Source organism: Algoriphagus sediminis (genome assembly GCF_030403435.1).
Lineage (GTDB): Bacteria > Bacteroidota > Bacteroidia > Cytophagales > Cyclobacteriaceae > Algoriphagus > Algoriphagus sediminis.
This window is the reverse complement of sequence record NZ_JAUEPH010000002.1, coordinates 80,348-93,423: the sequence shown is the minus strand read 5'-3', so window position 1 is coordinate 93,423 and position 13,076 is coordinate 80,348. Positions and strand designations below refer to the sequence as shown.

Sequence of the window (13,076 nt, the reverse complement as noted above, 5' to 3'; positions counted from 1 at the left end):
CTTGTCAAAGAGTGTGTCTTTCCCAACGCTGAAAGAAAAAGAAAGCACGGGCATACAACATTGTGTATAAGCAATAGCGGGTGTAGTGCTATTTTGAAACGTAAAACTATAAATCAAAGGTCGGTGCTATCTGACAGTTTAGTGGCTTGAAATCCGCTACTGCTCATACACGAGACCGTTACCCACCATACCTAAAGTCGGTAAAATGAATCACAGCCATAGGTTCTTTTTGTCCTGACTTAAACCACTCGCAAAAGTCCTCAAAACTTAAACCGTCATTATTTGCCAATACTTCCCAATCTATTTTCTTTCCCTCAATTGGAGCAAATACAAAGTTGTCAGGCTGTTCAAGTTTTTCAACGCCAACTCTTTCGAGTCTGCAAATCTCGACTTGCTTTGAGCGGTAAGGCATTTCAGACCAGTACCTAATTGATAGTATTGCTTTTCCCTCGTTAATCTCTTTTGCTCGTTTCTGCCATAGTTCATAATTTGAGCGAATGGTGTGTATCTTTTCACTACCATTAGTGAATAATCGAGATATATTTTCTACAAAGCCAGTTGATTTACCAGCCTTTTCGTGTGTTTTTGGAAACTGCTTTGAAACAGTCAAGACAAAAGTTTTCATTTTTAATTAATGTTTTTCGTTATCAAATCGGTACAGGTGGGTAACAACACCTATACCCCATATTCCGCTATGCTTCATACGGTGCATAGCCAATCCGTTGCAAACCATTTAATCAGCGATAGTGGGATTAATAAGTAAATATTAAAATGTTATGAAATTTAAAAAACTATTTATAATAAGTATGGCAATTCTTAATTGTACATGCTTTACAGTTTTTGCACAAGATGTAAACCTGGGAATAAAAAAACTTCTACCAGAAATACATAAAGCAGTCGACAAAGACGCCAAAAGAGTGCATGAAATATTTAAAGATATTCATCAACATCCTGAATTAGGATTTATGGAGTTTAGAACTGCAGGAATTGTTGCCAAAGAGTTACGTGAACTTGGTTTTGAGGTTAAAACGGAAATAGGAATAACAGGTGTAGTAGGCATTCTCAAAAATGGTGATGGCCCTACCTTTATGTTTCGGGGTGATATGGATGCACTTCCAATTAAAGAAGAAACTGGTTTGTCTTATGCCAGCCAAGAAAAGGTTTACAATTTAGATGGAGTTGAAGTGCCTGTTTCTCATATGTGCGGACACGATGCGCATACTGCATGGACAATTGCGCTGGCTAAGTCTATGGTGAGATTGAAAGACAAATGGTCTGGAACATTGGTTATAGTAGCACAACCGGCAGAAGAGCCAATTGAAGGAGCTATTGCCATGATTAATGATGGTATGTACACAAGGCATAGTGTCCCCAAACCAGATTATTACCTGACATTTCACTCTGGTCCTTTCTCTGTTGGGACAGTGGTTTTAACAGGTGGGCGACTGAATACTGGCTCACAACATATTGATGTGAAATTTCATGGTTCTGGTGGTCATGGTTCATCACCACACCATGCTACGGATCCTATTATTATGGCAGGAATGGCAATTGTGCAATATCAAACTATTGTATCACGTATGGCAGACCCAACTGAAACCTCTGTGCTTACTGTTGGTATGGTTCAAGCAGGTGCTACATACAATGTAATTCCAACAGAAGCGAATCTTAAGCTTAAATTACACTATCCAACAATTGAAGCGGGAGAGAAAATGATTAATGGGATTAAACGAATAAGTGATAATACTGCTAAAACATATGGCATTACTTCGAAAGAAATGATGCCTGAGATTAGTATAAAAGGCTACGCACCGCCAGTTGTAAATTCTGAGGAATGGATAAAACAAATACGAACTGTCCTATCAGAATCTGAAGCTGCTGATAAAATTATTAACGATGAAAGAGTTACTGAGGGTGTTGCGGTTCATGATCTTGAGATTCCTGGCTCAGATGATGCTTTTGTATTAATTGAAGGCATGGAAGCTGTTAAGGGTGCTTATATCGGAATTGGCACTGCAAATGCGGATTTGGTGGCAGCAGCTCGGAGTGAAGGAAAGGAATTTCCATTCTATGCACATGAACCAAATTATATAGTAGATTTAGAAGGTATAACATACGGAACAAAGGTTGCAACAATTATTGCTCTTGATGCATTAGGAAAATAATTAGGATTGATTATTAAAAAAGTGATACTAATTGAACTGTTTTAGATTAAAGGCAAATAAAGGAAAGAATAATTATGATATGAGCAAAAACGGTTTGCAACATTTTGTATAAGTAATGGCAGACGATGTGGTAAATATCGAGGTTTGTAGCCCGCTCAAACAGCGTAACGGTTTGACAGGAATGTACCACGCAATCTGCCACTACTCATACAATTTACCGTTATGGGCAAAACTGAAAAATCGGATTAATGAATAAAAATGACCTTGAAAATAATTTTTCTGCGGTTGTTCAGTTAATTGAACAAGACATTTCTCAAGGTAACTTCCAAACGACTAAAACAGAAGACTTTTTCTTAAGGGTTCTAAGCACCATTTACGACCTACCTTCTCTTCAGAATCTTGCTTATGACAAAGTAAATACTGAAGCAATTGATCTAATTGATCGAAGTCGAAGATTGGGCATTCAAATAACAGCTCAGAAATCAAATGAAAAAGGGAAAATAGACCATACAATAGATGGTACTCTTAAATATTGGAAAAATGAAGGTCTGAATAAGGTATGGATATTCTTCATCACAGAAACAAATTATCTTAAGAAGAATATTGACACCACAAAACCTTATACCTCAATAGATGGAATTGACTTTTATATCAAAACTGTAAACAGACTAATTGGTGATACCAATAAATCACCTCTGGAAAAAAGGCTAAGATTAACAGAGTTATTAAAACAAGAAAGTTCGGGCGAATATTCGGGATTACATTCTTTAAATCTCTTTAGACAAATCAAGAAGGGAGAACCATTCATTTATGACAATTTCTTTAATCATAAAGAATCAATTTACTTAACCGAAAAAGAACTGAAAACCATAAAATACATCACGAAGGGTGTTGAAAATGGATCGCTAAAAGATTATTGCATATTAGGAAATCCTTGTAGTGGTAAAACCACAATAGGCTACTCAATTTGTCAAAAAATACAAACTCGAAAAATATTCTATTTGGATCTTTCCAACCCCAATATTCAAATGGGGTTTTTAAATCAAGATATAACACAAATTTCTCATAACTATTCATTACTCGTCATTGACAACATCCATGAGAACATTGAAATCTTTAAACGATTAAAAGAAAAGGTTGCTGGTCACGCATGGATATCAACTTTATATCTAAGTCGGTACTATAAAACGTTTGATGAATACGACTTGGAGAATATCTATAAATTGATTGAAGGTATTCCGTACTATAGAATTGACAAACACGAAGACTTTAATGAAAAAGTCTCTGGTATAATCAAGAAAAGAATAAATCGACATATAAAATCCGATTCTTCTATAATCTGGAGAAAAGGTGATTTTCGTCAAATACTAAAAAACACCAATAACAACTTACTTAAACTTAATATTGCATTAAGACTCTGGGAGAAAAAAAACAAGGCTGACTCAATAGTCAGTTTGGACAAGATTGATTCTAACAAAATACTTCAACAATTCTATGAAGAACATGAAATAGATGATATCAAGTCAGATGCCTTGTACATTTATACCCTATTGTTTAAAAACGATATTCCTTTTATTCCAATGAGGAATTATGTGAAAGAAAATCGCACCCTACGTGAAAAAGGAATTATACTTCAGTATTTCAACAGTGATTTCACTTTCTTTCCACATAGAGAATATGCCTTACTAATATGGGATTCACTGAATTATATTAATGGAACCCTATCAAATACTGAAAAGTCGAACCTTCTTTTAGATTACATTGAAAAATTTGAAACTGAAGAAAACAGCATAAACATATGTTTGACAATAATTCAACTTAATAAGTCAGTTGATAATGAAATTATTCCTAGTCTAATCAATTCATCAAAAGTAAATCGGATAATATCCGAGGAGATAAGAAATGAGTACTTACATCCTTTTCAGGTAGATCAAATTTTACTAATAGTATTTCAATCATTTGAGCTATTAGAGCGTGAACTAACTTCATCGCTGTTTGAATCGTTTCTTACGTACTATAAGACTAATCACTTAAGCCTTTATGTTTATGATGATTACATGACATATACTCGATTAGAACAATTAAATCAACTTCTATTTAATTGCTCTTTATCCGATACAGTCCATAAAACTCTTAGGGTAAATGAAGTTGCCAACACAAACTCAATTGTTGAATTAACACACAGGATTGGACGAAAAAAGTCTCCAGAAACAGTAAGTCGAATACTTCATTCTTTCGATTTTCCGACTTGGTTAGAAAAGATTAACTCATTAAAAAAGCTATCCAATATTACAAATTCCCTTTCTGAGCTTAATAAATCAACAGAAACAAGGAAGTTGTTAATAGGCTTAATTCGCAATATAGACTGGGATAAACTAATTGATAAATCAGTACAATTGAAGACTGATCAATTTTGTAAATCAGTTAGAGAACTTCAAAAAATTGATTACGCTATTGGAACATCTATTTCTAAAAAAATATTTTTTAAAGCAGTCGAAAACAATTTCATAGATAGTAATCTGGATAAAGCAGAGTTATCAGAATACTGCAAATCCGTGTCAGACCTTTCCAAATTAAATCCTGATTACGTAAAAAAAAGAATTTCAACTGACTTTAGAAACGGTCTAATCAAGACGAAATTCCTAAATGAGAACAGCGTTTCAAATTTTACTGCAAGAGCAATTGAAATTAGAAAACTGTTCAACAATACTCATGAATACTTTTCTATAATAGCTGAAATAACATCAACTGACAGATTTAAAAAGAGACTTAATTCAGTTAGTGACTTGAATCACCTACTGATTTATTACGAGTTTCAAAAGACATATCTTAGCTATTCTTCCTCTGAAATAGTATCATACACAAAAGACAGAATATTAGACCTTATTACTAGAAATAGTAATACACTTCAAGTACTTTCTAACCCAAAGATTCTCAACCTTGAAGAAATTACAAGTGGTCTAATAAAAAACGTCAAGCCTAGTGATATTCAATTGTTCTTTACCGAAAATAAGTTTACTTATTCAGAAGATTTATTTCGTGTTTTAACTTCAATTAACAAAGCTTTTACTATTGACCTTTTTCAAAAGGTAAGTAATAGCGTAGTTCAAAAAGCTTTACAACATAAAGAGCTAAACTTTAGTCAGGCTTTAGAAGATCTAAACAAACTAAAAAACAAACTTTACAAGGACGAATCTTTGAATTGCAATTCAAAAATTTCTACAATACTTGATCAATATTTAGTCAGTCACATAGCTTCTGAAAGCAGTTATAATAAACTAGGTATTACGGACTATATCAAAGGTTTCTATTATGGCTGGCTAATGTCTCCTTCGGTAATCAAAAAGCATTGTGAAACTGAGCTTAAAAATAGACTCAATACCGAATCGTATAAGGTCTTTAATATCTCACCCCTTTTTCAGTCGATTAGGTTTCTTTCTAAATCAACTGACAATTACTACGAATCAGACATTACCAGTTTTCTAAACCGAAACAAGCATAATATAATTGACACCATTAAGAATGAAGATATTGACAAAACTTTGTCAGCTCTTTCCGAATTACGACAGATTGCAGCTTATTCAAATTTTATAACTGACATTCTTTTGAATTCAAAGAAAGCTGTTATTACAAAAATGAGACAGAAGAAAAAGGAAAGAATATATCAAGCTAAACTGCTTCCAGATTTGCGGAAATTAGCAAATGAAAAGACAAATTCAATCATACGTGAACTGGAAAAAAGCCCATAACAACACCTATGACACCATGTCGTGTCAGTGGGTTACGATAGGTTTGTGGTTACTTGATAGCCCGCGAATTCTTTGAATTCGCACAGTGTGAAAAAGAAATTACTATGCGAATTCAAAGAATTCGCTACTTAGATAAACGAAACTAAATACGAACTAAAACACGCCACGGTGCATAGCCAGAGCGTTGTGTGTCATAAAAACAGAAAGCAGTGAGATTTAAAGGTCAGGAGTTTGAGAATTGGTCGGAGTACTTTCGGTGGCTGTTTTCGACTGACGGACGGTTTAATCCGCCAAAGACTACGACCAAAAATCAAGCGAACATAGAGACTTATACATTCCAAGACGATACGATCCAAACGGAAATCGTGGTTACTTTCTTAAAGAAGAACGGCAAGTTAATCCATTATGAAATCATTAATCCATTGACTATTGGCTATACCGCATATCAAAAGAAATCAAGCCAGTATTTTGAACAAGGTCATTTCGCAGACCCTCCTGAATACGGTGATCCAGGCCTCGATTTTGACTTGAGAAACTTAAAAGGAATAGATAAAGAATTGAATGCGGGATTAGATGGTCAAGAGGTTCAATATATTGGTGAAGGAAAAATAATTAAGTCAACAGTAAAGCTATCAAAGTTCGCTTCGGAATACACTTATAGATTCGATGATAAAGGCTTTTTTAAACGACTCGGAGAAAAATTGCGTGGAATAGACGAAGAAACAGAATTGGTTAAAAAGACTATTGACTTGAGAGACATATTTAACGGAATTAACAGAGAAAACCATAAACTTTGAGAACAGCAGGTGATAGAGAAAATAGCAGAAAGGAACAAATGACTAATGTATTTGGTCTAATTATCCTTTTGTCTATGGGTCTCATTTTTCTTTATGTCTTCTATAGACTTGACAACTCTAAAACTGTAGCCAATTATCTTGACGTTGGTTCAGGAAACTTAAGATTTATAGCTTTTGTTGGAATTCTGAAATATGGAATCCTGATTGTTGGGACTGCATTGACAATAATGACACCCATATTTCTAATCAAAAAAATGAAAACCCCACACAACAATACCTAAGAAAACATGCCCTTCGGGACACGTTTCTTAGCTTAGGCGTTACAACCTCTCCATTTTCCACTAAAACCTAATCCAAATTCTCCATAAAATCGATCACATCATCATAGCCCTGAGACCAGGTCCAGAAAAATTGCGTGATCATGGGGATATGCTTCTTTTTCTTATAGAGTGATACCTCCACATCGGCATTTAAGGAGTCAGCTTTTTCCATAAATCGATCTACCGTATAATCAATCCCCGGATAAGTGTTCTCCCCTTTCAATACCAAGATCGGAGGTTCATCCCCATCCAGGGCATAAATACTGCTGTACTCCTCCCACACCTCTGGATCTTCAGTGAAGGTTTTGTAATACTTATCCCCTTCTCCTGTGCCCTTAGTGACTTCAAAAAACCAGGGCATATCCACTCCTCCCGGATCATTGAGAATAGCAGCTGCAATAGGATTCTCGATTCCGAGTGAATCCCAAATATCATTTTTCATGGTAACCAAGGAAGCTAAATGAGCCCCTGCTGAGTGGCCACTAGCCACAATCCTATTGGGGTCACCTCCATACTCCTGGATATTATATTTGGTCCATAAAATAGCTTCAACCGCAGATTTCTCCATTTCCTGAATTTGGTACTCCGGAGAAAGTGGATAATCTGCGATGACCACCACCAGATCCCTGCGCGCCAGACGCCTTCCTAAAAACCCATAGGTTTCCTTCTTTCCACTCTCCCAGCTTCCACCATAAAAGAAAACCAAGACGGGGAGATTGTCTGCGAATTTGGGAGCGAAGACATTCAATTCCTTTTTGGGGAGTTTTAAATCCAGGATTTTACTTGTGTATTGAATGTCTTTCTCCTGCTTAACAGCTTTGAAGGCGCAGCCGCCTGTGAAAATCAGAAGAGCTAACAGAAGTGATGGGGCTTTCATGAGTTGAACTTTCATAGAATAATCAAAACCTGGTTCGAATGTTCAGCGACCTTCGACACGAACCCAGAAAAAGGTTAATACCCAAAAATGATAAATATCAACTTAATTCCTCCCTTAAATGCTTTAATTTAAACCAACCAAAGCAAATGAAGTGAGTAAAAAAATAAGCCATTTTCTGGTTCTAGGTCTGATCATCTCAAGCCTATGCTTCTGGAGTTGCTCAGGATCTGAAGAAGAAAGTATACAGCCAAATAAAGGAACCATCACTGAATCAGTTTATGCATCAGGTAGAGTCAAGGCAGTCAATCAATATCAAGCCTTCACTTCCGCATCTGGTCCGATTCAGGAGATTTTTGTAGAAGAAGGAGATTCTGTCAGAATCGGTGATCCCATTCTAGCGGTCTTTTCTGAGAGAGAAAAACTGAGCAGAGAAAATGCCGAATTAGCCAGGGCATATGCAGATCAACAGGCGAACGAAAGTAAACTTCGGGATCTACAGCTGAATACCGACTTTGCGAAAAGCAAAATGCAAAATGATTCGATGCTTTATGCTCGTCAGAAGCGGCTTTATGATCAAAATATAGGCTCGGCGGTGGAATTTGAGCAAAGACAGCTGGCGTATGAAAACTCCAAAACCTTGTATGAAACTGCTTTGCTGAAGTATGAGGATTTGAAAAAAGACATAGAATTCAATGAGAAAAGTGCCCAGAAAAATCTTGCCATCAGCAGGGTGTTGGAAAGTGAATACGTGCTGAAAAGTAAAGTCAATGGAAGAGTCTATGCTTTGCTAAAAGAGAAAGGAGAAATGGTAACGCCTCAGACTCCACTTGCCGTTTTGGGCAGCGCGGATGAATTCATCCTTGAACTTGAAGTAGATGAATATGACATTTCAAAGGTGAAAACAGGTCAAGAAGTTATCGTAACCATGGATAGTTATAAAGAAGAGACTTTCCAGGCAATGGTTTCAAAAATCTATCCTTTGATGAATGAGGCTACTAAAACTTTTACTCTCGAAGCCCTTTTTACCCGAGCGCCTGAAGTTCTCTATCCCAATCTCAGCTTGGAAGCAAATATCATCCTAGCCATAAAGGAAGATGCCCTCATTATCCCAAGAACGTATTTGATAAATGATGAATACGTCTTGTCTGAAGATGGAGATTCTATACAGGTCAATGTAGGAATCAAGAACTATGAATATGCTGAAATACTCCAGGGCTTGGACGAAAACACCACGCTGGTAAAACGTGGTCAATGAGCTGGAAACTGATCATAGAGATTGCCCAGGCTTTAATGCTTGCCAGGATGAAACAAACCCTCATTGCTGCCATCGGGGTGACCTTTAGTATCACCATGTTTGTCTCTCTCCTGGGTTTTATGAATGGATTGAATACTCTTTTGGATGGATTAATCCTGAACAGAACACCACATGTTCGCTTTTATAATCAAATTAAACCCAATCCTAATCAGCCGATTGATCAGGTTATTGATCCAGAATCAACATGGAATGTGATACGGTCGATCAAGCCGAGTAATTCACGCTTGTCAATTTATAATTCAGAATCCATCATCAAAACTCTTGAAGGAGATTCAAGAGTGAAAGGAATCAGTACCAAGGTTTCTGCGCAAGTTTTCTATAATGTAGGAAGTATCGATCTAAATGGCTTGGTGAATGGTATAAATCCCGAAAAGGAAACTGAGCTTTTCTTTTTTGATGATTATGTAACCACCGGTAATCCATTGGATTTAAACCAAAGCAACAGTATAATTCTCGGGAAAGGGGTAGCTGATCGAATTCTCGCGGATATAGGAGATGTGATTCAAGTGACCACAGCACAGGGAAGTCAGTTGCGGCTAAAGGTTGTGGGCTATTATCAATCTGGATTGGCCGATTTTGATAATGTAAATAGCTTTGCCTCCATCTCTACCGTCCAAAAAATGCTTGGTGAGTCAAATTCTTATCTCACAGATATACAGGTGAAACTTTGGGATTTTAATGGGGCTCCCGAATTTGCGAATGACTACAGGGATATTTTTGGAATAGAGGCAGATGATATCCAAACGGTTAATGCACAATTTGAAACAGGTTCGAGTATCCGTTCTCTTATTAGCTATGCCGTTGGAATCACTCTCCTTGTGGTTTCTGGCTTTGGGATTTATAATATCCTGAACATGATGATTTATGAAAAGCTGGACACCATCGCTATTCTTAAAGCCATCGGCTTCAATAGCAGCGATGTAAAAAGAATTTTCATTAGCATTGCTCTGACTATTGGGATTCTTGGAGGGGCCATAGGATTGATTTTAGGCTATGTGACCTGTCTGGGAATAGACCAGGTTCCTTTCGAGACAGAAGCTTTGCCAACGGTTAAAACCTTCCCTGTAGATTATAATCCCAAGTATTATAGCATAGGCGGAATATTCAGTGTGATCACCACTTACTTGGCTGGATATTTCCCTGCCAGAAAAGCCAGTGGTGTAGACCCTGTAGATATCATCAGAGGAAAATGACGAATCCGAAACCAGTCCTTGAGGCAAGAAATATCGATAAGTATTTTTACAATCCTAAGAAGGTTCAGGTACTTAAGAAGGTGAACTTTGTGATCAACCGGGGTGAATTTGTGTCTGTTGTGGGTAAAAGCGGCTGTGGCAAATCCACTTTACTTTATATCCTATCGACCATGGATACGGACTATGATGGGGAGCTATTGATCGATGAGGAATCCATTAGCGGAAAACCCCAAAATCAGCTGGCTAGGCTTCGAAATGAGAAAATAGGCTTTGTATTTCAGTTCCACTATCTACTGAATGAATTTTCTGTTTTGGAAAATGTCCTGATACCAGGTTTAAAGCTTGGCAAATACTCCCGTGAAGAACTGGAACATCGGGCGATGGAAAAATTGAAGATTTTCGAGATGGAAGACCATGCCCTGAAAAAAGCCAATCAACTTTCTGGAGGGCAAAAGCAGCGTGTAGCCGTAGCCAGGGCCTTGATTAACGACCCATTAATCATCATGGGTGATGAACCCACAGGCAATCTGGACAAGAAAAACTCAGATATCGTTTTTGAGGAGTTTAAAAAATTAGCCAAGGAATTTGGTCAGACCATGCTAATCGTGACCCATGATCCGGAATTCGCAGAGGGTACAGATCGAACTATAGAAATGGAAGATGGAAGGGTGATTTAAATTTAAACTGCATACTGCATACTAAACAGTCGGTTCCTGCTGACTCAGACAGTGAAAAGATCCCAAGCCCCAGATGATATCCGTACTGTCAATTCCAATCACTCTCCTTCCCGGAAAACAGTCTGAAAGGATATCTAAAGCCTTTTGATCGTTTTTATCGCGGAATGTAGGTACGATGACCACCTCAATTCCTATATAGAAATTAGCGTAGGACGCGGGAAGTCGCTGGTCTTCCCAAATCACAGGACTTGGCATAGGAAGCTCCACGATATTGAGTTGCTTGCCATTTTCCAGACGCATTTTCTTTAGCATTGTTAAATTTTCAGCTAAGATCTCGTGGTTTTCATCGGCCTTATTTTCTTCCACCACGGTCACCACGGTATCTTCATTCACAAAACGCGTGATGTCATCAATATGCCCATCGGTATCATCTCCGATAATGCCATCCCCTACCCAAAGAATATGCTGCACTCCGTAATAATCACAAAGGTATTTTTCGATCTGTGCTTGGTTGAGATGTGGATTTCGGTTTTTATTGAGTAAGCAAGCGGTGGAAGTCAGGAGTGTTCCTTTTCCATTAAACTCAACCGAACCGCCTTCCATGACGATACCCGGCTTAAAGCAGGGAAGGTTTAGCTTTTCGGCTATTCGGATGGGAATCTGATTATCCAAATCATAAGGAGGATACTTATCTCCCCAGGCATTGTAGTTCCACTTGACGATGGCTTTTTTTTGTGCTGCTTTGGGATTGATCACAAAGGCAGGACCATGATCCCGACACCAGGCATCATTGGTTGGAAAGAAATGAAAATGGACTTTGCTTAAATCCACCCCTGCTTTTTCCAGATTTGCTACCGCAAAGCTTTTCATGGCTTCATCGGCCACGTTGATATTTACTTTCTGCCCTTTAGCTACTTCTCGGATAAACTGGGAGTAGGGCGCAAAAACCTTCTCAATTTTGCCCGGCCAGGACTCTTCTTTATGAGGCCAAGACAACCACATGGATTCTTGAGGAGCAAATTCCGCTGGAAAGTAATAGCCTAATTCCGCTGGAGTTGATGCTCCAGATCGAGCCAGTTCGAATACATCAGCCATACTTAATCCTCGTCCAGGTAGCGTTTGGTTATTGGCTCATAACTATCTATTCGGCGATCCCGAAGGAAAGGCCAGTGAGTTCTGTAGCGATCTGAGCCATCCAGGTCAATTTCTTCCACATGAATTTCCTCCTCCAGGTGGGAAGCCTTGTAGGTCACCCGACCGAAAGCATTGGCAACAAAACTTCCTCCCCAAAACTGCATATCGCCTTCCACTCCTGTTCTGTTTACAGAAATGACCGGAACTCCATTTGCGACAGCATGTGAACGTTGGATAGTTTGCCAGGCTCCATATTGCTCGTCATTGGTGAGCTGGTCCTGATCCTTGTGCCAGCCGATGGCGGTAGGGTAAACCAGAAAATCCGCTCCTTTTAAAGCAGTTATCCTTGCCGCTTCCGGGTACCATTGATCCCAGCAGATCAAAACACCTACTTTTCCAAATCGAGTTTGAAAAACCTTGTAACCCAAGTCTCCGGGAGTGAAATAAAATTTTTCAAAATAGCCGGGATCGTCTGGAATATGCATTTTCCTGTATTTCCCAAGATAGGAACCGTCGGCATCCAGAACAGCTGTGGTATTATGATAGAGACCCTCCGCCCTTTTCTCAAAAAGTGAAGCCACGATCACCACTCCAAGTTCCTTAGCCAATGCTCCCATACTTTCCGTGCTAGGACCGGGAATAGCCTCCGCCAACTTGAAATTTTCGTAATCCTCCACATCACAGAAATAAAGGGATCTGAATAACTCCTGAAGGACAACAACCTGCGCACCCTTGGCGGCAGCCTTTCTGATACCGGCTTCAGTCTTTTGTATATTCTTAGCCACATCTTTGCTGCAGCTTAATTGAACAAGGCCGACTTTTAACATTTTGGAATTCATGGTGTAAAGA

11 protein-coding genes are annotated in these 13,076 nt (G+C 38.2%); 7 read left to right on the top strand and 4 right to left on the bottom strand.

Annotated elements, in window-relative coordinates; translation table 11 throughout:
• Positions 1-178: 178 nt before the first annotated feature.
• Positions 179-625, bottom strand: a complete 447-nt coding sequence (locus QVH07_RS03645) for a hypothetical protein (protein ID WP_289998786.1) — start codon at positions 623-625, stop codon at positions 179-181.
• Between the two features lie 151 nt (positions 626-776).
• Between QVH07_RS03645 and QVH07_RS03640 the strand changes: the two genes are divergently transcribed.
• The 4 genes from QVH07_RS03640 (at position 777) to QVH07_RS03625 (ending at position 6,992) form a co-directional block, all read left to right on the top strand.
• Positions 777-2,165: an amidohydrolase gene (locus QVH07_RS03640; RefSeq protein ID WP_289998785.1), complete on the top strand. Its 1,389-nt coding sequence runs from the start codon at positions 777-779 to the stop codon at positions 2,163-2,165.
• A gap of 248 nt (positions 2,166-2,413) precedes the next feature.
• A complete protein-coding gene (locus tag QVH07_RS03635; protein WP_289998784.1) occupies positions 2,414-5,914 on the top strand; it encodes an SMEK domain-containing protein in 3,501 nt (1,166 codons plus the stop codon).
• A 209-nt stretch (positions 5,915-6,123) separates the two neighbouring features.
• Positions 6,124-6,711, top strand: coding sequence for a hypothetical protein (locus QVH07_RS03630; RefSeq protein ID WP_289998783.1), 588 nt, complete (start codon positions 6,124-6,126; stop codon positions 6,709-6,711).
• Entirely contained in the window at positions 6,708-6,992 is a 285-nt protein-coding gene (locus QVH07_RS03625) for a hypothetical protein (RefSeq protein ID WP_289998782.1), read from the top strand. Before QVH07_RS03630 ends, QVH07_RS03625 begins: the two co-directional genes overlap by 4 nt.
• A 67-nt stretch (positions 6,993-7,059) precedes the next feature.
• Here QVH07_RS03625 and QVH07_RS03620 read toward each other — a convergent pair whose 3' ends face one another.
• Positions 7,060-7,908: an alpha/beta hydrolase gene (locus QVH07_RS03620; protein WP_289998781.1), complete on the bottom strand. Its 849-nt coding sequence runs from the start codon at positions 7,906-7,908 to the stop codon at positions 7,060-7,062.
• Positions 7,909-8,059: 151 nt separating this feature from the next.
• Here QVH07_RS03620 and QVH07_RS03615 point away from each other — a divergent pair, with 151 nt between their 5' ends.
• From QVH07_RS03615 to QVH07_RS03605, 3 genes are read left to right on the top strand one after another with little or no spacing between them, the layout of a single operon-like run.
• Complete coding sequence (locus QVH07_RS03615; RefSeq protein ID WP_289998780.1) at positions 8,060-9,163, top strand: efflux RND transporter periplasmic adaptor subunit; 1,104 nt, start codon at positions 8,060-8,062, stop codon at positions 9,161-9,163.
• Positions 9,160-10,416 carry an ABC transporter permease gene (locus QVH07_RS03610; protein ID WP_289998779.1) on the top strand — a complete coding sequence of 419 codons (1,257 nt, stop codon included), beginning with the start codon at positions 9,160-9,162 and terminating at the stop codon, positions 10,414-10,416. The genes QVH07_RS03615 and QVH07_RS03610 overlap by 4 nt, the downstream gene beginning before the upstream one ends.
• Positions 10,413-11,093, top strand: a complete 681-nt coding sequence (locus tag QVH07_RS03605) for an ABC transporter ATP-binding protein (protein ID WP_289998778.1) — start codon at positions 10,413-10,415, stop codon at positions 11,091-11,093. The genes QVH07_RS03610 and QVH07_RS03605 overlap by 4 nt, the downstream gene beginning before the upstream one ends.
• Positions 11,094-11,114: 21 nt before the next feature.
• Here QVH07_RS03605 and QVH07_RS03600 read toward each other — a convergent pair whose 3' ends face one another.
• Together QVH07_RS03600 and QVH07_RS03595 are read right to left on the bottom strand one after the other, a co-directional pair.
• Positions 11,115-12,188 (bottom strand): agmatine deiminase family protein, encoded by a 1,074-nt coding sequence (locus QVH07_RS03600; RefSeq protein ID WP_289998777.1) that lies wholly within the window; start codon positions 12,186-12,188, stop codon positions 11,115-11,117.
• A gap of 2 nt (positions 12,189-12,190) precedes the next feature.
• Positions 12,191-13,066 (bottom strand): carbon-nitrogen hydrolase, encoded by an 876-nt coding sequence (locus tag QVH07_RS03595; RefSeq protein WP_289998776.1) that lies wholly within the window; start codon positions 13,064-13,066, stop codon positions 12,191-12,193.
• Positions 13,067-13,076 lie beyond the last annotated feature (10 nt).